Here is a 23,380-nt window from a genome sequence, read left to right as displayed (position 1 = left end):
ATGTTATCGTTTGTGTGAAACATTAAAAAACTCAGTATGTTACTCAAGAGGTATATCAGGGGGATTAGTTGACTAGCATAGAAATGTGACATTTTTATGGTTTAATTGATTAAATGTGCGGCCATATTTAGCGTAATGTTGTAGAATCGCGCCTATCGTTAATACAATTGGTCTTACTCATAAGATGTTTTCATCTTGCCGTTGGGGGTTATATGTTGATCCGTCATAAGTTGCTTTTTAGTGCAGCGGTGTCTATTGCTGCGCTTGCGGCTATGTTTGGTTTACAGCTTTATTTTGGTCAAGTTCAGTCTGAACTCTCTAAGGCTTCTCAAGAGATCTCCAGTCTTAAGGGGGAAGTGTTAAGTCTACGCCGTGACGAAAAAGACTTTCTTGCAAGGTTAGATCTTAAGTATGTCGACAAACACCAATCAAATCACAACGATATTAGAGCACTTACCCAAGACCTCAATCGCATATTTAGCAGGCACAATATTCCAACTGAGGCACTAACCGCATTTAACCGTGATTTAGGTTTATATAGCAAAACCTTTAAAAACGTCGTCGCGCTAAACAAAGAGATAGGCTTAACCCCAAAGTCAGGATTATATGGCACGCTTCGTGGCGCTGTTCATCAGGTGGAGTCATTAGTTAAGCAACATGACGAACCTAGTTTAATGGTTGAAATGCTGCAGCTTAGACGTGCAGAAAAAGATTTTATGCTTAGACGCAGTGAGAGCTATATTGCAAAATTTGCTAATGGGATCAGTCAATTTAATAGCACATTATCGAGCTCTAGTTTAGATGAGTCATCTAAACAAAATATCGCTAAATATATTAAACAATATGACGCAGACTTTAATGAGTTAGTCATTAAAGAGCGACAGCTTGGCCTCAGTATTACTCAGGGAGAGATGGGGAAGTTGAGAAAAGCGGTAGCGAACACGGATAGCGCATTAATCCAACTTGAATCTTTGGCTCACTCCGCGATTGAAGCTAAAGAGAATTCGGCTTTCTATGTTGGACTGACAATTGCGGTACTTATAGCGCTTGCTTTAGCTGCTGCCACATTTGTAATTATCCGCAGTATTATTGATCCTGTAAAACAGATCACGGCGGTTATCACTCACATTGAAGTAAACAAAGACCTATCAATGCGTTGTGACGACAGTAGTGACGATGAGCTTGGCCAAATCGCCAAGCACTTCAATAGCATGGTTGAAAGTTTTCAAGAATTGATTGAGCAAGTTACTACGTCGGTAGATACCATGAATCAATCTTGCCAAGAGCTAGCAAGTAATGTAACTCGGGCATCAGAAGGGGTGAGCAGTCAGCTAAATGAGACTGATATGGTTGCAACGGCCGTCACTGAGATGGGCGCCACCATCGAAGAGATCGCTAAAAACACTGAACTTGCCGCGAATAAGGCCAGTACAACTCATGAGAATGCGCAACTTGGTCAACGCGGTGTAGAGCAGACCATTGAAAAAATAGAGACGTTAGCATTTCAGATCAATGAGTCATCGATCGTTGTGAATGAGCTTGAGAAAGACAGTGAAACCATAGGTAGCGTGTTGAGTGTGATTAAGTCGATTGCTGAGCAGACCAATCTACTCGCCTTAAATGCCGCTATTGAAGCGGCGCGAGCGGGAGAGCAGGGGCGTGGCTTTGCTGTCGTTGCCGATGAAGTGCGCAGTTTAGCGTTGAGAACCCAAGAGTCTACTGAAGAGATCTCCACCATAGTGCAGAACCTACAGAGCCGGACTCGCTCAATTGTTCAAGTGATGAGCGCTAGTCGTATCCAAGGAGATGAAAGCGCAGTGCAGGCTGCATCGGCTGGGGACCTGTTACTGCAGATAAACAATGACGTCACCAACATTATGGACATGAGCACTCAAATTGCAGCTGCTATTGAAGAGCAAAGCATGGTCGCCACAGAAGTGAATAAGAACGTGGTCGTGATTAGAGACATTGCCCAGTCTACTGCCGATAGTGCCGCTCAGAACTCCGCCGCAACAGAGAATGTTAAAGAGCGCGCAGAGTATTTAAAGCAAGCAGTGAGCAAATTTAAGATTTAAGATACAAGGCTAAAATAGGAAGGCTAGCTAAGTGCTAGCCTTTTTTGTGCCCGTTAGTTATGGCTCCGCTCTAGGAATTAGATGCAGCGGCGCTGAATCACTGAGGTAAGCTTCGTCCACTTGATCGAGTTTATTGTAACGGATCATCTGCCTGATCCCGTCAATATACGCTTGGCCTCTTTCTGAGTATTTATCGAGTGTACCAGCCAGCTCTAGGCCCGTAATCGGCGAGTTATTAGCGCGTAGACTCGCTCTTAAACTACGTAATTTCTTGTATGCATTGTTTGTATTCAGGTTAAGCATATAACCCTCAACAGATGCCAATGGGGTATCGAAACGGGCGAGGCCATAATTGCCTAGCTCTTTGCGCTGCTGTTTCGGAACCATACCATTTCCACTAAAATCCCACTGTCCAAAAAAGGCATTGCCCTCAACGGTGAACCTAGATGTAGCCCAACCACTCTCTTCTGCGGCTTGCGCCAATACTAATGATGGGGGAAGAATGTCTATCTCTTCCAGCAATTGCTGCCGCTGTTGTTCGGTAATTGTTTCATCGACCCCTTTTATTATCCGATATTTGACCGCAATGTTCAGCAGTACAATATCATCTAAAGGGGCTGACTCAATTAAGCGCCGCTCTAGTAAAATATTTTCGTTAGCCACTAAAATAAGTGGTGCTATTAGCCGGAAAAAAATCATCTTTTTTTGCTGAACGGGGATCTCATTAGAGGTTTTTTGCCAGCGTTCACTGACTGAGTCAAAGGTTAACCTAGGAACCTCTCGATTACCCTCTTGCCAGCTTTTTGTGTTGTAACTTAATGAGTCAAACAGTGTGGAAAGCTCGTCAAGGGAGTTAATATGGATATCTTTAGGCGCTTTAGTCGGTCTGTCATCTGAAACCTTTATAAAGCTGGTTTGGGTCTGAGTTGAACCTGCATCTGTAGCAAGATCGGCAGCAACAAGACGTTGTTCCGAAGCGTTACTATCCGGCTGTTCGCTACTGTTTTTATTGGGATTTACCTTAGTTAATTTTTCAGTTTTTTTCGCTGAATCTAGAGTATTAACTACGTCACTATCATTATCTGGACTAAATTGGGAGTTAGCCGCATAAACGAGCAACACAATTGCAGCGACAAGTAGCGCGAGTTGTACTTGAGGTTTTCTAAGCATTGAAGGGTCCTTTAGCTGCTCTTAATGGATCAGTATAAACGGGTGGCTTACGTCTAAAAGTAGTCGATTGCTGGCTAATATTCCCGCATTTTTATCAACTTAACTCGATTTAACTTGAAAGCGTATCATCGCCAACCTTAATGTGAGGTGAATGCTGGGGGAATCGAACCGCAGTGACTATTAATTGGGTGAGCGATTATGGGAGAGTGTAGTAAAAAGGCGAGTGGGCGCAGAGTGTATAAGCCCAGAGTTGTATCTGGGCTCAGTGGTGACACTTAATTATTGGCTTAGGTCAACGGCGGTTTGTTGCGAATAATAGAGTGCAACATCTTTCATTTCTGTTTCTGAAAGCATACTCGCTTGCCCCTGCATGATGGGGTTTATTCGCTCACCACGTTTAAACTGTACTAGCTGTTTAAACAGATAAGCCCCTTTTTGTCCCTTTAGGTTAGGATAAGTTGACATCATTTTTAGCATGGCGTCACCATGGCAAGCAACACAGCGTTGGTTAGCTAACACTTCGCCTTTACTTGCATCGGCCTGATAGTTGAGTAGATCACTTTCTAAAGCTAACTCTTTGAGGGCAAGGGTCTCCTTGAAGGAGTTGTCCGCAGCCTGTACATTACTTATTACTAAGCCTGTCAGTAGCGTACTGCAACATGCAATTTTTAATATAGAGTGCTGCACATTAATGCTCCTTATTGGCTGACGATAGCTTCACCGGCATAGGTGGCATTTTGTCAGCGTCTAAAGGTTTACGTCTGAAGATCTTCATATCAATGCCTGTTTCGTTGTAATAGGTTTCAAGGTAATCAAGCACAGGTTCCCAAGTATCAGACAAGTCCCAAAGCCCCTGAGTGTCGATCATCCACTGAATAGTTTCTCGCCACACTTCTCGGCTACCAACATTTTGTGGAATAATTAGGCTGGTATGGCAGGCGTTACATTGCTGCTTAACCACTTCCCACCCAGGTGCCATAATCAGTCCTGTCGTCGGATCAACCGGATAGCTTTTGACTTGAATCGCGTCCGCGGCCATCGCAGCAGGCATAAGCATTGTGCTTAGCACTGTGATGGAAAAGAGTGCTTTTCTCATCATACGACCCTTACTGCGACACGATGACAACCGTTGAAGAGGTAACCTTTAGGGTTCCATTGAGGTTGCACCATTGGCTGAGTATCGCCTTTTGCATCCGTTGCGCGGGCCCATATTTCGTAGTAGCCAGTTTGTGGTAGCTTGAGCTCAATACTCCACTGCTGCCACGCCATAGGGTTTACTGCTTTGGTTAAAGCTGCTGTCTGCCACGTTGTGCCATAGTCATAGCTGACTTCAACTTTAGCCACGTCACGGGTGCCTGCCCAAGCATGCCCACTGACTTGCAAAGCCTCTCCTAAAGAGAGTTCACCACCTGTTTGTGGTGCTGTAATAAGTGACTTTACGATCATCTCTTCAATGATTTTAAAGTCCTTGTTGTCGACTTTCTCACCTGGAGCTACAGGGTTGGTTGGCACTTGGTAAGCTGGAGCTGCCATTTTTTTACCATCATGAACACGGTCCCTAACGCCCATACCTACTGCACATTTTTGTGAAACCGAGCCTGGACGACCACCAAATACGATTCGTAGAGGATAGCCATGCATGTAAGGAATATCTTCGCCGTTCATGCCCCAGGCAATCATTGCGTTTTCATTCATCGCGGCTTCAATTGGTACGCCTCGAGAAATCGCTGCACCTTTACCACTAATGTGTTTATCTGCACCATAATGAGCGGTATAAACAGCATCACTTTTAACGCCACAATCTGCCAGTACATCTTTAACTAACACCCCGGTCCATTCGGCACAGAAAACTGCTGTATTACTCCACTGATTACCTTTGGCATTTGGGTAGAAGTTCTCTCGACTATTGCCACCACACTCCAATACTAACTGTTGAGTCACAGTTTTAAATTTTTGCTTAAGTTCAGCAATAGTGTAGGTTCTAGGGGTTTCGATAGACTCACCGTCGACGGTGAATTCCCAAGTGCCAGCATCAATGTTTTCAAAGTCTGGCATCTGCCCATTCCAGCGTATAAATGCGACATCTGCAGGTGTTTTTACTGGAGCAAGCAGGTGCTCAGGTGGAAACGCATTAAGTGGATTTGAGTTCAACACTTTAAAATGGCTAGGTAGGTCATCGACTTTTGACCAGGTGACCGCTGATACGTCAAGCGGTACCATTCCTGCTGGGCGGTTTTGAGCAAATGCCCAACTTGTAGGCAGCATTACTGATACTGAGGTTGCAACAGCACCTTTTATAAAATTTCGTCTATCGATAGCCATTAGTGTTGTTCCTTTCCTGTATAGAAGTAGTTTGCCATCTGTTGCATCTGCTCTTCGGTTAGCAGTTTTGCGACCTTGCTCATCGTCTTATCCGGCCGTTGACCTGATTTGAATTGTTTGAGCTGCTCAACCATATAGGCTGCGTTTTGACCCTTTAGGTTGGGGATCGAGCTGTAACGGTTACTACCATCAACTCCATGGCAGGCGATACACATATTCAGCAATTTTTGACTTTCTTGTGCCTGTAACTGCGGCACTTGTCCTGCAAGTGGTGCGAGTACAAAAATAAACGCAGCTAACTTAACTTTCATAACACTCATAGATAGCCCTTTTCGGGGTGATAATTATCGCTATTTTCACGTTTTTGGCTGGATGCCGTTGGTGCTTAAATGCCCTTTTCTTGCTGCACTAGTATCTAGAAATTGCAATCAGGGCACGCAATCATCACCTAGGCAATTTCTGACTGCACATCAATATGTACAGTTGTAATGCGCTTGGCGATTGAGATCGTAAAACTACAGATAATTGTGATCTTTACCCTGTAAAAAGTTCTAAAAAGTTCTAAAAGTAACGATTTAATCGATTGAATGTCGCTATAAATTGCATTTGTTATCGATAAATACGAATTTAAAATAGCGAAAGATATTTTTGCTGGATTATTGAACTTGATGTTTTAGCCTGCTAGGGAGGTCGGTTTTATGTTGGAATAAGTAGGAGAACAAGAAATAATTGCGTTGGTCGACGAAAGAGTAATGGTGTTTCAATGATGATTGAGGGAAGGTTAAGGGCGAGCGATTAGTCATCTTTTTAGGGTTTAATCAATGTCTGAATTTATATTAATTTCCAAAATACTCGTGTCCATCTTAGCTGTGTTAGGGCTCTCTTTCATTGCAGAGCGCGTTAGCCCAAAGGTTGCGGGGATTTTATCTGGTTACCCATTAGGAACGGCGATCGCTCTTTTCTATATAGGCTTAGAGAATGGCGAGCAATTTGCAGCTAACAGCGCTGTGTTTACCCTTTCAGGTTTTAGCGCCTCCTTGGTCTTAGTTTATGTCTACTATCGAGTCTCTTTCGCACTAGATAATCAAGTTAGCTCTATCTCAGTGCCGATGAATGTTGCTATTGCATCGCTTTGCAGCATTATTGCGTTTTTATCCGTCGGTTTTTTACTGACTCAATTTGAATTGGCTTTACTACCCAGCTTATTGTTATCGATAACAGCAATCATCCTATTTGGCTACCGACTAAAAACAATACGAGATGCAAAGGTGCAAGCAAAATCAAAGTTAATAGGGCGGGTGTTGTTGCTGCGAGCGCTAGCGGCAGCTGCCATAGTGGTCGGTATTACTGGCGCGGCTAAGCTTATTGGCCCAAACTGGTCTGGGGTCTTTTCAGCTTTTCCTATCACTCTGTTCCCCTTTTTACTGATTATCCACCTTACATACGGTAGTAAGCAAGTGCACACTATCATCAAGCATTATCCGTATGGTTTGGGGGCGTTGCTAGTCTATGCGGTTTGCATAGTGAACTTGTATCCGACAGTGGGGTTACGACTTGGCACCTTGTTGGCGTTTGTTGCAGCATCGATATACTTGCTACTCTTAGCCTTGCTTCAAAAACGATTATCGCGACAAAACTTGGCTCGAAATCTAAGCTGAGTATAGTGCTTTACACTTGTCCTGAACGGATCTCTTTTTGAAGCATAGCCCAGTTGATCACGCCAACTATATTGTCCGAATTATCTTGATAAATGTAGACCTCGCCGCGTCGTTCTATAGACAAGCATAGGTAAACCTCATTGAGAGTCGCTGTGTCTGGTATCCCTTGGATCGGATGCCTAGTTAAGGTGGTGGCAGTATCACTGGCTTGCAGCTCAAGTTGGATCATCTCGACGGCGTCATTGGTATTACGCGCTAATACCGAGCGACCTTCTGCGCGCTTTAACACCTCTAACAGCAACTCATCATCGTCGCGAACAATCACAAACCGCTTATCCATAAGATGACGCACGCCAACCTTTTGTAGACCTAGGTTCACTGGCGCGACTTTATAACCAAGCCCCATTATTTCAAGCTGCTTGAAGAAGATTGATTTGGTTTTAAACCCTTGGTGTGAGATTAAGAATGCTGGAATAACGACGAACATCGACGGCAAAATGATAGAAGCGTTATCCGTTAATTCTATCAGAGCGACTAGAGCGGCCAGTGGCGCACTCAAGCAAACCCCCATCATGCCTGTCATGCCAATAATGGTGTACAGGCCAATATAAGGCGCAATCGATGGGAACCACATTGCACAAATTAAGCCGAGTATTGTACCGAGCAGGGCGCCTATACCATATAAAGGACCGATTAAACCGCCAGGGATCCCAAGTCCAATTGCAGCTATGGTGGTCACCATCTTGCCAATGAGTATTGCGCTTAAAAATAAAATGCTTGGGTGCTCACTAATTGTTTCTGCAATGGCCAGTTCGCCGCTACCAATAGCTTGTGGTAACACCAACCCAACTAAAGTCGTAATGGCTCCAGCCAGCAGTAGTCTTTGCATTAATGGCCACTTTTGACCCATTGCGGTAATGCTCAGTAGTGAACGGTTAAAAAAGGCCGCAATACAACCCAGTACAATGCCAAACAGTGCCAACAGTGGGTACTGGCTAAGGGGGATGACTGTTGCACCTATCTGTTCAAACTCATGCACATTACCAAAAACTATCTGACTGCTTAATGCACCGCAAATAGCAGAGATCATTACTGGGAAAAAGTAGTGAATTTTGTATTCACGCAGCACCACTTCAAATACAAAAATAACCGCTGCTAACGGCGCATTGAAAATGGCTGCGATACCAGCAGCGATACCGCTGGCACACATAATACGGACACTGTTATCGGGCAGTTTGAATTTTTCAGCGAGTACGCTAGCACTGACGGCGCCGAGATGAATCGCTGGACCTTCACGGCCAACAGAGAAGTTGGTTGCTAGGGCAAACAGCGCTTGAAAGAACTGCCCCGGGGCTGATTGCAGTGGGATTTTGCCATAATGCAGCTTAACGCGATGAATTACATAGGCAATTCCCATGCGTTTATATCGTTTAGATCCCATTTTTGCTACGCCCCAGATCAAAAAAGATCCGAAAAGCGGCAATAACACTCGCCAGTCATCGATGATATCCGTAAAATTCAGAGCCTGAGTCTGGGTATAGGTGTCAAACCAAACTAAGAGCAATCTAAAAAGCAGGATGACACCTGATGCAAACAAGGCAAAAAGCAATGCAAGTAGACACAGCTGAACACTTACCTTCGCTTGAGAAAGCGTGTCTTTAAGTTCAGTACTGAGATACTTTTTAACTTGCTGCTGCATTTTAACGATTGTTTGATACAAAGACATTTCCAAAATTTTTGATTGTCACATTTACTTTCGAATGTGAGATTTTTATTAAGGGGCTGTTACTTAATGGCAAATTATCATCGTTGGCTCGATCGCTTGCAAGTGATTGAGCGACAATTTCGTACCTCTAGTACATATTTATTTTTATTGATTGTCACCGCTTTTGTTCTAGGGGCGTTATGTTTTGATGTTGGTTCTCGCTATTTTACGCCAAAAGTTGAGCAACAGGCTGATCGAACTCAAGAGTATAATGCGCTGTTAAAGGAGCAAGCCGATACGTTAGCTGCGCGCAATATTGAGTTGGCATTAGAGCGAGAAGCCAACAGTAACATGCAAGCTATGTTTGTTGAGCAAGAAGGTAAACAGAAGGAGCTTTCTCGTGAGCTGGCATTTTACCGTAGTGTGATGGCGCCTGAAAACAGCGCAGAAGGCATAGCGATTAATGGTTTAGAGTTGATACCTGAGCTATTACCCCGTCAGTACCGTGTTAAATTGGTGCTGACTCAACTTGAAAAGCGTCGGCGTTCAGTGTCGGGGCGCAGTGAAGTGAGCTTTATCGGTCTGCAAGATGGTAAAGCTAAAACCATTAAGTTATCTGAATTAAGTGAAGCAACATTCAAATTTAAGTTTACCTATTTTCAGGTTCTAGAAACAGAATTTACTTTACCTGAAGGCTTCATCTTATCTAGAGTGAAGGCTAAGGTTGTTGTTCCAGCAAGTCGCTGGACTAAAGGGTCACAGACTGAACAGGAATATAGTTCACAAGAATTACTTGTGAATGAAAATGAGCAGAGCATATTACTTGAACAAAACGGTCAGGTATTAGATAATTCTGCACAGCAAATAGATGTAAGAGGTAGTAATGACTGAACAAGCTGAAGATGCTTTGCCAATTAGCTTTACTGATGCGGCTGCATTAAAAGTAAAAACCTTGCTCGATGAAGAAGAAAACGATGCCCTTAAATTACGTGTGTACGTAACTGGTGGCGGTTGCTCAGGTTTCCAATATGGTTTCACTTTTGATGAGAAAGTAAACGAAGGTGACTTTACTGTAGAGAAGCAGGGTGTTCAGTTAGTTGTTGACCCTATGAGCCTGCAATACCTTGTTGGTGGTGAAGTGGATTACACTTCAGGCCTTGAGGGATCACGCTTTTTCGTGAAGAATCCAAACGCGACGACAACCTGTGGTTGTGGTGCTAGCTTCTCAGTATAGGTCAATTGCTAGCTGAGAATTAGTATAAGTTCCGTCCATTAAAAAGCCGTCAATAGACGGCTTTTTTGTGTCTGGGTATTCAGTACTACTCAACGCATAATATTGAGATCCACTTTTCGATTAAAGTATGAGCCAACTTTAGCTGTGAACGCAATCCACACTTGTAAAATCGCTAATACAATCAATATGCTAAATATTATCCAGTCCGGCACTTGAGCTTTAAAGCTGCCGATAGCAAAACTTGAAGGGCCTGACGCTGCAAGGTTTTCAGGATCGTACAATACGACTGGCAACATGCTAACGATAGCCAATTGCAATGAAGTGTATACCCGCAGCATGATTAACGCTGCTTTTTGTCTGCCAATAATTGCCAGCACCATAAATAGGGTCAATATACAAAATAGCACCCCCTGTTTGGCAAGTAGGCCACTGACTGAAATTATCACTAAAAAAGCAAGTAGAGCGATAAGCCGTTTTGGCATGTTCACTTTAGCCGGTACGGCAGTATTGTTAGCGGTATTATTGGTTTCCACTTTTTAATCTCTTTGCAGGCGATAGGGAATTATGGCTAGCGAATCGCTAGCCATAAAACGATGGAAATTAGTGACGCTTTTTAGGGGCTAAACGCTCTTCAAGCTCGAAGGGAGGGATTACCACACCCAGATCGTCCTGAACAGGGAATACTGCAACGAAAAGATCGTCATCTTGCATACCTGGCACCCAACGCTCTAACCACTCATCGACGGGGATTGCTAATGCTTGGCAGTCTTTCCAGTCATCTACTGCCCAAAGTGCAGCCGCTTCTTCTGTTGGCCACATAGGAATGCAATCTTCATCATCGGTTGTCAGCATTACGCAACCGTCTAAATCTTGTAGTGACCATAATGTCTTGTGTTCTTTAACTTGTTCTACTAAGTAGTCGTAACGAGATTCTGGCGTCATTTCAGTAATTTGCTTTAAGCTTTTGCTTTTGTTGCTCATGGTGTACATCTCTTAATTTTAAATGGGGCGAGCGTAAGCTGTGCACGCAATGCGCCGAATTGGAGTGGATAATAACATTTAGTGTAAGAATGAAAAAGAAAACAGAGCCGAAATGGCTCTGTTTTAATTTGAACTAGTCTTTTGCGTTAAAGAACTTATAGATAACGCCTGCGAGTATGGCGCCAATAATTGGAGCCAGCCAAAATAGCCAGAGTTGAGACAGAGCCCAATCACCAACAAAGAGTGCGGGGCCAGTACTTCGAGCTGGGTTAACTGAGGTATTAGTTACTGGAATACTGATAAGGTGGATAAGCGTAAGACCGAGTCCAATAGCGATGGGAGCAAAGCCTTTAGGAGCGCGCTCATCGGTTGCACCCAAAATAATAATAAGAAAAAAAAGTGTCATGACTATTTCACACACCAGTGCCGCAGTTAGGCTATATCCACCAGGAGAGTGCGCATCAAAGCCATTAGAAGCGAAGCCGTCAGCGAGACTAAAGCCATCTTGTCCCGATGCTATTAGATATAAAATACCTGCTCCTGCGATACCACCCAATACTTGGGCGATAATATAGGGTGCAAGCTCCGATGCTGGAAAACGGCCACCGGCCCACAAGCCAAATGATACCGCGGGGTTGAGGTGACATCCCGATATATGACCAATAGCATAGGCCATGGTTAATACAGTCAGACCAAAGGCAAAGGCGACTCCGAGTAAGCCAATGCCAACGTCAGGAAAAGCTGCTGCGAGTACCGCACTACCACAACCACCTAACACTAACCATAATGTGCCGATAAACTCCGCCGCCATTTTTTGAGATATATTCATAAGTCCTAATCCTTTTCGATTTGACCGACATACCTCAATGAATAGTCTGGGCGACAATATCCATTATGTGGTTTATATGTAAAGTTCACGCACTGCTATTGAATATAAAGCATAATTTGAATAAATGTTAATTTGATGACTATCATTACGCTTGATATAGAGAGCAGCATGCGTGGCTAAGCTTAGAACCGATAAGTTATTGGCTTACCATCTGCATCAATATTGCGGCAATGTCGGTATTATCTTGATGACCTGTAAACGCCGTGTATCCCTTGCCATAAGCAAAAACCTGAACATCTACGCCATCGTGCCCACTCGTTGTCCAGCCTGTATAAGTGACTTCATCAATGAGTTGCTTTATAAAGCGGCTTAGGTACTTTGTTGGCTTTCTTTCAAGTTTTGCGTCGGCAACGTTTTTGACAAGTCGGGCATTTTGCTCTTTCGTCAGTGCTAACTGAGTGGTTTGTTGCCAAATTGAACTAGGCTGCTCTGTTTGCAGCATTTTTTCTGCAATAGCCTTTGGCATAGCCTTAATATGTTTTAATGATTGCCCCTTCCATTGGTAAGTGCCAGCTCGACCTAAACTGAGGCCACCGGTGGAATGATCGGCTGTCATCACTAGCAGGGTTTCTGGATGAGCATCGATATAGGCTTTTATTAATGTGACCGTCTTCGCCAAATCATCCATCTCTGCCATAGCACAGCTAATATCGTTGCTGTGGCCACACCAATCAATTTGACTGGCTTCGACCATCATCATAAAAGGCTTAGTACTCGCGCTAACAAGCTCAAGTGCTTTTTCTGTCATCTGCATTAAGCGCTGTGGGTACTGACTGCCAAGCGCTGGCTCTAAGCCTTTTTTTGCAAATAGCCCGAGTGCAGGCAACTGCTTTAGTCGATCGAGATCCGCCATGTTATTGATGTAATGATAGCCGTGCTCAACAAATCCTTTACTGAGATCTTTATCATTGCGGGTGAAATACTGTTGCCCCCCACCGAGCATTAGGTCGGCTATTGGCTGACCTGCAATTAGATTTTGCAGGTAACTATCGGCGATTTCATTGTAGTTACGGCGGTGCTCATTATGGGCAAGAAAGCTTGCTGGTGTGGCGTGATTAATTTGTGAGGTCACGACCACAGCAGTGGTTTTATTGAGCGCTTTTGCTTGCTCTAGCAAGGTCGTTAATGGCAGCTGCTCTTTCGTTACTGCAATCGCGCCATTATAGGTTTTGTGGCTGGTGGCTAAGGCCGTTGCCGCCGCCGCAGAATCGGTGACATAAGTGTCATCATCGGGGTAGGTACTCGACATGCCGACCAACAGTTGGTCGAAGATGGTTTTTTCCACCGCCTTTGTGTTTGGGTCATCATTAAAGTAGCGATAGGCGGAGGTGTAAGCTGGCCCCATACCATCACCGATAACGTAGATGATGTTTTTCGGTACTGTTAGTGTTGAGGCTGTTGTTGCCAATGTGCTGGCAGAGTGGGCGCTAAAAAGAGTGAGTAGTGATAACAAAAATGCACAGGATTTCATTAAGTACTGCATAGAAATACCCCTAATTGTAAACGTAGAAGTCCTAGGGATGCCATTAGCTTAAGTCGTTGTATTAGTGATGGGACCTAATCGGTTTTACGACTTAAGCTAAAGCATCTCAATGGAATAAAAAAAAGGCGTCTAGAAGGAGCAAGACGCCATCAAGGGTGTTGTTAGAACTTTTGTGAGTAACCGAAGAACACGCTGCGGCCAACGGCTGAATAACTGCTGTTGTCCTCTTCATAGAAGGGCCAGCTGTTGTGCTCATCATTTCGCTCATCGTATAAAGGTGGCATTTCGTCGGTGAGGTTTTTTACACCTGCGGTAAACTTACCATCCCACGGAGCGCTATAGCTTAATGTCAGGTTAAGGGTTTGGTAAGCGCCCAACGTGTCGGTGTAATCATCTTCTTCATACTCTTCACCATCTGCGTCGATAAGGGTAAAGGTGTCGGTGCCTTTAGCTTCGCCTGTGTAGTAGTAGGCTAAAGTCGCGGAGAAGTCTTCCATCTTCCAATTGATGCTCGCCTTACCTTTCCACTTAGGGAAGTAATCGGTTTCAGTCTGTTCTTCAATATCGCTATCAAGCGTTTCTTGATACTCTTTTTTGATTAAGTATGAAGCGGCTAGCTTAAGCTTAAACTCACCCGCTGCGGTTTCGGGGAATAGGTAATTAAAGCTAGCATCAATACCTTCAGAGGCTTCATAAGCGCTGTTGATTGGGCCTTTTCGCATGCACTGCAGGTTTTCTATGCCATCGTCATCAAACTCGTTAAGGTAACCGACGATATTCATTTGGTCGCAACTGGTGTAGTTACCTGTTTGATCATACTGAGCTGCATCATCTAACATCTCGTCAGTTGAAATTGTTTTAACAGCACCTTCGAGTTCGATATTCCACCAATCTAAGGTTAGATCGGCATTGTCTGTGATATTAGCGACTAAACCTAAGTTCCAAAAGTCACCTTTCTCTTCGGTGAGGTTTAAGTTGCCTGAACTAATGCCGTCATATTGATCTTCATACACTTCATCTGGAATCGTTGGGTGAGGGTATTCGGTCGAGCCAAAGCTACGGGTAATACCAGCATAGAGTCGATGCATATCTGGTGCCCTAAAGCTTTTTCCCCAGTTTGCTCTCACAAGTACTTCTTCAATTGGGCGATACATGAGCCCCACTTGTGGAGTGGTTGCGCCGCCAACACTAGAGTCATCTAAGTAGTGGTCGTAACGTAGTGCAGCAGACAGTTCTAATGATTTAACCGCTGTGATATCAGCCAATAGTGGGATCTGCAGTTCGCCTGCAATGGCAACGCGATCTCTATCGCCTTTACCGCCGGTGCCACCCATACCAATATAGCCACCGCTGGTGGTTGTAGCATCTAAGGTATCTTCATAGCTTTCACGAGCCCATTCTGCAGTCGTGGCAAAAGCAAGAGTTCCAGCCGATAGTTCTATTAAGTCGCCTGTAAACACGGCTTGTAATTGGTGCATGCTTGAGTCTGACTCTTTAGTTGAGTCGCCAATTAGTGACTCGGCTTGCTCAGTGGTCAGTTTATTGTTTGGATACCATTTGGATGCATCGGTATCATTTGGGTCAAATGTCACTAAATCGAGCAGTGCATCCGCTTTGACCATATGGTGGTTTTGTTTTTCGTATTTGTTGTAACTGCTTGACCAAGAAACATCGAGCTCGTAATCACCTATAGCGCCATCAATGCCAAAAGAGATAGCAGCTTTAGTATTTTGAGTATCGTAAGTGCGTGTGCCTGGGTACTCTTCCATGCGGCGACGCATTTGGAACTTGTTGTAGTCATCAAAGTCGGTTTTTTCATAGCTTAGTGCACCTGAAGCTGTGTCTTCGTAGATATAGGTGCCAAAGCCTTTCTCATCTTTGTATTTGGTTGACTCTTTATAGGAAGCGTTGACCATGCCGTATAGCTGCCAATCATCGTTGAGATCATAGGTGCTGCTAAGTACTAAATTTAGGCGGTCATATGCTGATTGTAAGCCGCGATCGGCGTACTTATCATAGTAACAGTCATACTTTCCTACAGGGGTGTAGACTCCCTTATCACCAAAGAGGTTTTCACATTGTGCTTCATCGACAGGGCTGTATTTGTCGCTGGTATAAACCTTATCGTAGTCACGCACCCACGAAGCCCAGCTTGATGCTGAAGCATCTCCATATGGACCCGCCCCCCAACGTGTTTCGCCCTCGTCATCTTCATAATAAGCAGGGCTATAGAAAAGATCTCTTTGATAGGTTTGGATCTGTTTTACGTTTTTATATTCGAGCATGACCAGTGTCTGGCTATTCTCAGTATTGAAACCTTGTAGGTAAGAAAGGTCTAGCTGTTCACCGCCACCTTGAGTAGGGTCGTTATATTTTACCGCAACCTTGGCTCCTTCATATTCCGTTTTAAGGATAATGTTTACTACACCACCAACGGCATCAGAGCCATAAATTGCAGATGCACCGCCAGTTAGGATTTCAATTCTCTGAACTGCGGCGGTGGGAATGTCTGACACGTCTACAAAATTTGAAGTGCCTCCCGCTGCGCTTGGGAATGAAGCTTGGCGGCGGCCATTGATAAGCACTAGGGTTCGGTTGGCACCCATTCCTCGTAAATTGACTGAGCTTGCACTGTCGGTAAAACCATCGCTTTCGCCATTAAGAGAGCCACCACTACTGGCAATTGAAGACTGCAATACTTCGGCAATAGAAGTTAGACCACTATTGGCTATCTCACCTGCCGAGATAACAGTAACGGGGGCTACCCCTTCAAAATCGGCGCGTTTAATGCGAGAACCTGTGACCTGAATTTTCTCTATTGGCTCGTCTGCAGTTTGCGTCTGCACTGCTTGTGCTGCAAAGCTAGTAGCGGGTGTAATGCTGGCGAGCGCAATCGCCATACTTAATATTGAACGTTTCATCTGTCATCCTTTCGTTTTTGTTAGCCATTAGCATTGGGAGACTTACTGGCTATTTTTTATAGGAACTTACTCACTAGAGTTGCTGTGACCTCTCCAAATTGCTCTGGGGTTATTTGTAAATTCTTTGTTAACCTCCAGCAACATTAAGAGAGTCGTTTCTTCGTTGTTTATATATCTATTTAATATCTATTTTGTTTTTAATTAATGGGTTAGTATGTTTTTAAAGTGTGCTGCAAATGTGTCTGGCATGTGACAATTTTACTTGGGGGGATTGCTGAGGTTGTAGCGGTTACCCTAAAAGCTACTCGTTAGGCTTTTTAAAGAGGTGAGGTGACTATGGTAAAGCTGGGAATTAAGTTTGAACTTGGTCGTTGCATCGTTGATCCAAGCGACCATAGCTTGCGCTTTCTGTCCTCGCTTGAGAGTGCCGAAGCTTGTACTACGTTGCAGCCTAAGTTTATTGAAGTACTTGCTTACCTCGCGAGCCGCTTTCCTGATGTCGTATCTCGGGAGGAGATTATTGAGCATATTTGGGATGGTAATGCGTATGTCGGTAGTAAAGCACTTACCAATGCGATTTGGCATTTAAGACAACAACTTAGTCCTATATCCGATGAGCCCATCATAGAGACTGTGCGTAAAAGTGGTTACCGCTTGCTGATTGAGCCTCAATATAGTTCAGCTGACTTAGTCGACGATGTTGACGTGTTGCAGCAACTACAAAGCCGGGCTGAATCGTTAACTATTGCCTTAAAGCGCAGTTGGATTACGGTAGCAGCTGTCAGCGTGATAAGCCTTATTACACTGGCCTATCACCTTTATCATGATCAGATAAAAATGATGGAACCTCAGGTTTCTAGACTGTCTTGGGGCGGCGAAGCTGAACGTTTCCCTGCCGTGTCCCCAGATGGCCAATGGCTAGTATATGGCAGTCGTAATAATGGCCAAAGCTATAGCCTGTACTTGAAAGATCTATCAGACTTTAACAGTAGCCCTAAACGACTAACCTCTAACGCAAGCCGAGAAGCTCGTGCAGTTTGGAGCTCTGACGGTACAGCGTTATATTTTCCAAGTACTGACAAGCGAACAGGTGATTGCTTTATAAAACAGTTCACTATCGCCACGGCCAATACGGTTGATCTTAGTCGTTGTAATAGCTATATGTCAGCACTTGACCTTGCCCCTAACGATACAGAGCTGGCCTATATTGGCTTTGACTTAGACACTAGTACTGGTGGCTTATATACAGTTAATCTGCAAGAGACAGAGGCGCCGCCCCGTAGGCTTTCTTGCCTGGTGGATTGCAACTACCGCGATCGTGATTTAGCCTACAGTACCGACGGTAAATGGCTCGCTATCGCACGACGTTTTGGTAATATTTCAGAGGATATTTTCATTCGAAACCGCGCGACCGGAGAGGAGCTACGCTTAACTGAGGGGTTGGAGGATATTCGTGGACTTAGCTGGCATCAAGATAATAAGCGCTTAGTATTTAGCACTGAAACATCGGGGGTGCGTAATGGGTTCATTATTGATATTAGTACTAAGCAGTCTAAAGCTTTAAACATCGCCGGCTTTAGTTACCCAAGCTTTCTTGCGAATAGCAATGCTCTGGTGTTTGAACGTCATAAAAAAGAGTACCAGATCGTTTATTTAGCAACCGATGCCGCTGTGGCTAGTGCACCATTTCCGATGTTGCAGTCAGGGTTTAGCTTTCGAAATCCAGATTATTCTGAGCAGACCAAGCGTATTGTTTATGTCTCTAATCTCACTGGCGCCAATGAACTTTGGACTGCAGATATAAACGGTGAGAATCGGCGTCAATTGACACGGTTAAATCAGCGAGTTGCTTACCCTAAATGGTCTCATGACGGAAAGAATATCGCTTTTTTAGCACCTGATGCTAAAGGCGAGGGGAATGTGATCCATATACTTAACTTGGCCAGTCAAAGTTTGAGTATATTAACCTCACCGTACATCGACCATGGACGATTGAATTGGAGTCATGATGATAGCGCTATATTTACCTCAACGGATGATGGTTTAACGCAGTTCTTTCTTTCTGAACACCAAGTTAAAGTTATCTCTGATGTGGATATTCGTTTAGCCCAGGCCACTAACGATGGACGCTTGTTATTTACGCGAGATGATAAAAATGGCTTGTGGGAAATGGAGCTTGATAAGCCTGATAAGCTCACTAAGATCATCTCTTCGTCGGTTTTTAGAGAGAAGCACAATTGGACTGTGGTTGATAACGGCCTTTTTTTTAAAGCCAATGGGGCTGGCTTTCAACAGATAAACTATTGGAACTTTTCAGAGAAGGCATTGAAACCCATTATACGTCTACCTAGCTCAAGCCTAAGTTCATTTGGTTCAATGAGCTACAGTATAGCGGAGCAACAGTTGCTGATGACGCTGTCTAAATATTCAGAGCGTGACGTGATGATGCTTGAGCATAAGTTGCTAAGGTAATAGCAACTTATGCTTTGAATACTATAAGGCGCTAAACTTTCCGCCGAGAATAGCTGCACGGTTTGCACCCGTCACGGCAGGTAAATTACCAGGTAACCCCAGGTGGAAGCGCATTGCTAGCCAAGCAAAAGCAATGCCTTCAACCCATTGCGGGTTAATGCCCAACTCGGCAGTGGTAGTGATTTTATAGTGGGGCAAAAGCTGTTTTAGACGGCACATTAGCTCGGTATTATAAGCGCCGCCGCCACAGACATACATCTCGCCCATCGTTGATAATGCTAAGGTGTCATTGGCAATACTAAAGCAAGTTAAATCGAGCAAGGTTGATTGAATATCGGCATCACTAAGGTGGTTAAACTCGGCGAGTTGCTGCTCCAGCCACGCTTGATTGAATAGCTCTCGTCCGGTGCTCTTCGGAGCGGCGAGTGAAAAGTAGGGGTGGGATAACAAATGCAGCAGCATCTTGTCGTCGGTGGTTCCCGTTTTGGCCCAAGCACCATCTTTGTCATAAGGTAAGTCTTGGTGATATTGGGTCCATGCGTCCATTAAGGTATTGCCAGGTCCTGTATCAAATCCGGTAACCGCTTCGGTGTTGCCTGGCAAGTAGGTAATATTGGCGATGCCACCAATATTCAAAATAATACGTTTATGCTCCGGCGTGGCAAATACCTGCTGATGAAAGGCTGGAACCAGCGGTGCACCTTGGCCACCAAGGGCGATATCTTTGCGCCTAAAATCTGCGATTACATCAATGCCGGTTTCTGCTGCAATGGTATTTGGATCGCCAATTTGCAAGGTAAAACCCATTTCAAGGTTGGGCATATGGCGAACGGTTTGGCCGTGGCTACCAATTGCAATAACTGCAAGCTTATCGACGCCTGCTTTATCTAGTAGCGTATTGACCGCTTTTGCAAACAGCTTTCCTACGGCGCGATCGAGATGGCCTAAACGATTAATCTCATCATTTCCGGGTAAACACAACTTTTGCAAATTTCTTAACAGGGCGGCAGGGATCTCTTCTGAGTGGTGCGCTATCAAGGATGGCGTATCACCGCTAAACTTAACGAGCACTGCATCGACACCGTCCATACTGGTGCCAGACATTAGACCAATAAAGTAGCTTTTATTCATGGTATTGATCTCTTCTGTTAACCTTGATTGAGCAAGCATTAATGCGATGCAAACTGTACTTGTTTATTGTGTTCAAGCTCACCCATCAGCTTTTTACTTACGATAGCAAATTGGGCTTTCTCTTTCTTAGCAATCGCTTGTGACTTGGGCAGCTTAACTGTGCGTGGGTTACGGTGAACACCATTTACAATAAACTCATAATGCAAATGCGCACCTGTTACACGCCCTGTCGAACCTAGGGTACCAATTATTTGCCCCTGTTTGACTGAAGCGCCAGTTTTCACTTTACGCTTTTTAAGGTGCAGATACTTAGTGGTGTAGGTGTCATTGTGCTTGATGAAAACGTAATTACCGTTGTATTGATTATAGGCTGATTTAATCACTCGGCCTTTACCCGCGGCTTTTATTGGTGTGCCAACTGCGGCAACATAATCAACCCCTCTATGGGCTCTAACTTGACCTGTGACTGGATGTAAGCGACGTGGATTAAAGCTTGAGCTTACATATTTAAAATCAACCGGGGAGCGTAGAAATGCTTTACGCATACTGCGGCCTTCAGCGGAGTAATAGTTGCCGTCTTTATAACGCACAGCGGTATACAGGTCACCCTGGTTAGTAAACTCAGCCGCTAAAATATTACCGTTGCGCAAAAACTCGCCGTCGGCGTATTCCTCCTCGAACAGAATGGAAAAACTGTCACCTTTCCTAAGGTCCAAGGCGAAATCAATATCCCAGCCATAGATTGTGGCCAGTTGCATGATTTGATTGGGGGTTAACCCAGCAGCAACGCCTGCATTCCAAAAGTTATTTTCAATGGTGGCATTGGCAAACTTGCTGCGAATTTCAACTTGCTTAGTGCTGATGCTCTCTTGATATTTACCATCAACTCGGTTGACCACTAAGGTTGAGATCTTGTCTAAGTGGTAGCGTAGCTGCATCAATTGGCCTTCATCGTTTTTAGCAATTACTAGCTCATCGCCAGGCATGATTTTAAGCAGGTTCTTTTTTGACTTAGGCAATTGAGTGACATCATAGACATCTTTAGCAGTTAAACCAGCACGGCTAAAAAGTGCTGCAAGGGTGTCACCACTTTTAACCTGAAAATGTTTTTCGTTTAATACCGGTTCAATATCTACAGTTGTTTGTTCTGTTTGCGCTTGGTTGGATGAAGACGATTGCGCTAGCGGCTGTTTTCGAGTCTCTGCATTATGTTGATTGATTGAATCAGAACCTGCTGGAGGAGTCGGTGTTCGAAATGCTAAAGGTACGTCATAACGGGTATTTAAGTCATATTCACCGTTTGATGACACCGTCTGTTTTGATGCTTGAACATCATCTGACGGTATTAACACAATAATTAGGGTGACAAAAACTAAGATACAAAGGAGTATTTGATGTAATTTTGGCAGTAATTTAAATAAAGTTATAACCTTTCCCATTGACCTCGGTACCAAATTCGCTCTTTCTTAGTGATCCCCTTAGTGTACACACTTTCATTTGTGCTGGCTAACAAGTAACATTAGTCCCCAGATTTTATGATTAGGCTCCCAGGAGTAACCGCCGACATGGCTGATTTAGAGCAAGCATTAGCAGAAATTAAACGTGGTACTGACGAAATTTTACTTGAAGCGGATCTGCTGGAGAAGCTAAAAGAGGGTCGTCCACTAAAGATCAAACTTGGCGCCGATCCAACCGCGCCAGATATTCATTTGGGCCACACCGTTATTTTAAACAAAATGCGTACCTTTCAAGAGCTAGGTCATGAAGTGATCTTCTTGATTGGTGACTTCACTGGTATGGTCGGCGATCCAAGTGGTAAAAACAGTACTCGTCCGCCACTGACACGTGAGCAAGTACTTGCTAACGCCGAGACCTATAAAGAGCAGGTGTTTAAGATTTTAGACCCCGCTAAAACCCGTATTGAATTTAACTCTAGCTGGTTAGAGCCGCTTGGCGCTGCTGGTATGATCCGTTTAGCATCGCAGCAGACTGTTGCGCGTATGATGGAACGTGATGACTTTAAGAAGCGTTATGGTTCAGGTCAAGCTATTGCGATCCATGAATTTATGTACCCATTACTGCAAGGTTACGATTCGGTTGCACTTGAGTCAGATGTTGAGTTAGGTGGTACGGATCAAAAGTTTAACTTGTTGATGGGGCGTGAACTACAAAAGTCGTCAGGTCAAAAACCACAGACTGTGATCATGATGCCGTTACTTGAGGGTCTTGATGGCGTTAAGAAGATGTCTAAATCTGCCCACAACTACATTGGTGTGAGCGAACCTGCTGGAGAGATGTTCGGTAAAATCATGTCTATCTCTGATGAGTTGATGTGGCGCTACTTTGAATTGCTATCATTCCGTCCGTTAGCTGAGATTGAGCAATTTAAAGCGGATATTGAAGCCGGTGCTAATCCGCGTGATGTAAAGATTGCATTAGCCAAAGAGATTATTGCTCGCTTCCATGATGAAGCTGCTGCAGACGCTGCCCATCAAGAGTTTATCAACCGTTTCCAAAAAGGCGCGCTTCCTAGCGATATTCAAGAGTTAGAAATCGCAGCGGGTGAAGGGATAGCGATTGCTAACCTACTTAAAGAAGCAGGTCTGGTTAGCTCAACATCTGATGCTATGCGCATGATTAAGCAGGGCGCAGCTAAAATAGATGGTAACAAGATTGAAGATACACGTATGCAGCTAACGGCTGGTACAACGGGTGTTTTCCAAGTGGGTAAGCGCAAGTTCGCTAAAATCACTTTGATATAGGACTTTATTTTAATATAAAGCCTTATATCGTCACAGTGCTCATAAAGCGCTGGTTATTAACAACGGTCTGTACCAAAGTGCAGGCCGTTTTTGCATTGCCAAGTAAGCTTAGCGGCATCTACACTCCACAAACCTTTCTGTTTTTCCATCGACAATATCAATAACATTTTTGGATGTTTACTGTTCTGTTGGCTAACACTGTAAGTGACCACTTTACCCTCGAAGTTTTTAATTCTCGCTAAGGTAAAGTTATCGCCTGAGTAATGGGCTGAGATAGATTCTGGTGCCTGTGTCCACTTTAATGACTCTTGTTGAGCTTGACCAAGTTGCTGATTAAATTTGTTTATTGGTTGCACAGCGTAAGATACCACGATCGGATTTTCATAGGCCGACGCAGCGCTGCAAAACAGGACTGAAAAAGCAAAAAGCGTACGAATAATATTGATAAAACTCATAACAACCTACAGCAAAAAGTATGTCTCTATTACTTTGACAGGCTAGATTGAAAAAGTTTCCTACTGCAGCTTTAAAATGCGATCCAGCGCTCACTGAAGATATTCAGTTTGCTGGTTACCCG

Annotated in this window: 20 protein-coding genes; 6 read left to right on the top strand and 14 right to left on the bottom strand. The window is 44.2% G+C overall.

Annotated elements, in window-relative coordinates:
- The first annotated feature begins 212 nt into the window (after positions 1–212).
- Positions 213–2,075, top strand: a complete 1,863-nt coding sequence (locus tag SWP_RS17195) for a methyl-accepting chemotaxis protein (RefSeq protein WP_020913877.1) — start codon at positions 213–215, stop codon at positions 2,073–2,075.
- Positions 2,076–2,132: 57 nt separating this feature from the next.
- Here SWP_RS17195 and SWP_RS17190 read toward each other — a convergent pair whose 3' ends face one another.
- The 5 genes from SWP_RS17190 to SWP_RS17170 form a co-directional block, all read right to left on the bottom strand.
- Complete coding sequence (locus SWP_RS17190) at positions 2,133–3,245, bottom strand: glucosaminidase domain-containing protein (protein ID WP_020913876.1); 1,113 nt, start codon at positions 3,243–3,245, stop codon at positions 2,133–2,135.
- 279 nt (positions 3,246–3,524) lie between these two features.
- Positions 3,525–3,932, bottom strand: coding sequence for a c-type cytochrome (locus SWP_RS17185; protein WP_020913875.1), 408 nt, complete (start codon positions 3,930–3,932; stop codon positions 3,525–3,527).
- Position 3,933: 1 nt separating this feature from the next.
- Positions 3,934–4,341, bottom strand: coding sequence for a hypothetical protein (locus tag SWP_RS17180; protein WP_020913874.1), 408 nt, complete (start codon positions 4,339–4,341; stop codon positions 3,934–3,936).
- Positions 4,341–5,567: a sulfite oxidase gene (locus SWP_RS17175; RefSeq protein WP_020913873.1), complete on the bottom strand. Its 1,227-nt coding sequence runs from the start codon at positions 5,565–5,567 to the stop codon at positions 4,341–4,343. Before SWP_RS17175 ends, SWP_RS17180 begins: the two co-directional genes overlap by 1 nt.
- Complete coding sequence (locus SWP_RS17170; protein WP_020913872.1) at positions 5,567–5,887, bottom strand: c-type cytochrome; 321 nt, start codon at positions 5,885–5,887, stop codon at positions 5,567–5,569. Before SWP_RS17170 ends, SWP_RS17175 begins: the two co-directional genes overlap by 1 nt.
- Before the next feature lie 501 nt (positions 5,888–6,388).
- On the opposite strand from SWP_RS17170, the gene SWP_RS17165 reads away from it, so the two are divergent.
- The gene (locus SWP_RS17165; protein ID WP_020913871.1) at positions 6,389–7,225 is read left to right on the top strand and encodes a hypothetical protein; all 837 of its coding nucleotides are present in this window, start codon (positions 6,389–6,391) and stop codon (positions 7,223–7,225) included.
- A gap of 10 nt (positions 7,226–7,235) precedes the next feature.
- Here the strand turns inward: SWP_RS17165 and SWP_RS17160 are convergent, their stop codons facing one another.
- Positions 7,236–8,951 carry a chloride channel protein gene (locus SWP_RS17160; protein ID WP_044556049.1) on the bottom strand — a complete coding sequence of 572 codons (1,716 nt, stop codon included), beginning with the start codon at positions 8,949–8,951 and terminating at the stop codon, positions 7,236–7,238.
- 66 nt (positions 8,952–9,017) lie between these two features.
- Between SWP_RS17160 and SWP_RS17155 the strand changes: the two genes are divergently transcribed.
- Entirely contained in the window at positions 9,018–9,821 is an 804-nt protein-coding gene (locus SWP_RS17155) for a DUF6776 family protein (RefSeq protein WP_020913869.1), read from the top strand.
- The gene (gene erpA, locus SWP_RS17150) at positions 9,814–10,164 is read left to right on the top strand and encodes an iron-sulfur cluster insertion protein ErpA (protein WP_020913868.1); all 351 of its coding nucleotides are present in this window, start codon (positions 9,814–9,816) and stop codon (positions 10,162–10,164) included. Before SWP_RS17155 ends, erpA begins: the two co-directional genes overlap by 8 nt.
- A gap of 89 nt (positions 10,165–10,253) precedes the next feature.
- On the opposite strand, the gene SWP_RS17145 is transcribed toward erpA, so the two are convergent.
- The 5 genes from SWP_RS17145 to SWP_RS17125 all read right to left on the bottom strand — a co-directional run bounded on the left by SWP_RS17145 (position 10,254) and on the right by SWP_RS17125 (position 16,438).
- A complete protein-coding gene (locus tag SWP_RS17145) occupies positions 10,254–10,646 on the bottom strand; it encodes a hypothetical protein (RefSeq protein WP_079892005.1) in 393 nt (130 codons plus the stop codon).
- 118 nt (positions 10,647–10,764) lie between these two features.
- Positions 10,765–11,145, bottom strand: coding sequence for a DUF2750 domain-containing protein (locus SWP_RS17140; protein WP_020913866.1), 381 nt, complete (start codon positions 11,143–11,145; stop codon positions 10,765–10,767).
- A gap of 133 nt (positions 11,146–11,278) precedes the next feature.
- Positions 11,279–11,974, bottom strand: coding sequence for an aquaporin Z (aqpZ, locus tag SWP_RS17135; RefSeq protein ID WP_020913865.1), 696 nt, complete (start codon positions 11,972–11,974; stop codon positions 11,279–11,281).
- Between the two features lie 196 nt (positions 11,975–12,170).
- Complete coding sequence (locus SWP_RS17130) at positions 12,171–13,517, bottom strand: alkaline phosphatase (RefSeq protein ID WP_228371077.1); 1,347 nt, start codon at positions 13,515–13,517, stop codon at positions 12,171–12,173.
- A 161-nt stretch (positions 13,518–13,678) separates the two neighbouring features.
- On the bottom strand, positions 13,679–16,438 hold the full coding sequence (locus tag SWP_RS17125; RefSeq protein WP_044556048.1) for a TonB-dependent receptor plug domain-containing protein: 2,760 nt from the start codon (positions 16,436–16,438) through the stop codon (positions 13,679–13,681).
- 336 nt (positions 16,439–16,774) lie between these two features.
- Between SWP_RS17125 and SWP_RS17120 the strand changes: the two genes are divergently transcribed.
- The gene (locus tag SWP_RS17120; protein ID WP_020913860.1) at positions 16,775–18,910 is read left to right on the top strand and encodes a winged helix-turn-helix domain-containing protein; all 2,136 of its coding nucleotides are present in this window, start codon (positions 16,775–16,777) and stop codon (positions 18,908–18,910) included.
- A gap of 21 nt (positions 18,911–18,931) precedes the next feature.
- Here the strand turns inward: SWP_RS17120 and SWP_RS17115 are convergent, their stop codons facing one another.
- Positions 18,932–20,041, bottom strand: a complete 1,110-nt coding sequence (locus SWP_RS17115) for an anhydro-N-acetylmuramic acid kinase (RefSeq protein WP_020913859.1) — start codon at positions 20,039–20,041, stop codon at positions 18,932–18,934.
- Positions 20,042–20,079: 38 nt separating this feature from the next.
- On the bottom strand, positions 20,080–21,480 hold the full coding sequence (locus SWP_RS17110) for a peptidoglycan DD-metalloendopeptidase family protein (protein WP_020913858.1): 1,401 nt from the start codon (positions 21,478–21,480) through the stop codon (positions 20,080–20,082).
- Between the two features lie 126 nt (positions 21,481–21,606).
- On the opposite strand from SWP_RS17110, the gene tyrS reads away from it, so the two are divergent.
- Positions 21,607–22,803 (top strand): tyrosine--tRNA ligase, encoded by a 1,197-nt coding sequence (gene tyrS, locus SWP_RS17105; RefSeq protein WP_020913857.1) that lies wholly within the window; start codon positions 21,607–21,609, stop codon positions 22,801–22,803.
- A 56-nt stretch (positions 22,804–22,859) separates the two neighbouring features.
- On the opposite strand, the gene SWP_RS17100 is transcribed toward tyrS, so the two are convergent.
- Positions 22,860–23,258 (bottom strand): hypothetical protein, encoded by a 399-nt coding sequence (locus SWP_RS17100; RefSeq protein WP_020913856.1) that lies wholly within the window; start codon positions 23,256–23,258, stop codon positions 22,860–22,862.
- Between the last annotated feature and the right edge of the window lie 122 nt (positions 23,259–23,380).

This window comes from Shewanella piezotolerans WP3, assembly GCF_000014885.1.
Lineage (GTDB): Bacteria > Pseudomonadota > Gammaproteobacteria > Enterobacterales > Shewanellaceae > Shewanella > Shewanella piezotolerans.
This window is presented reverse-complemented; position numbering and strand designations above follow the sequence as displayed.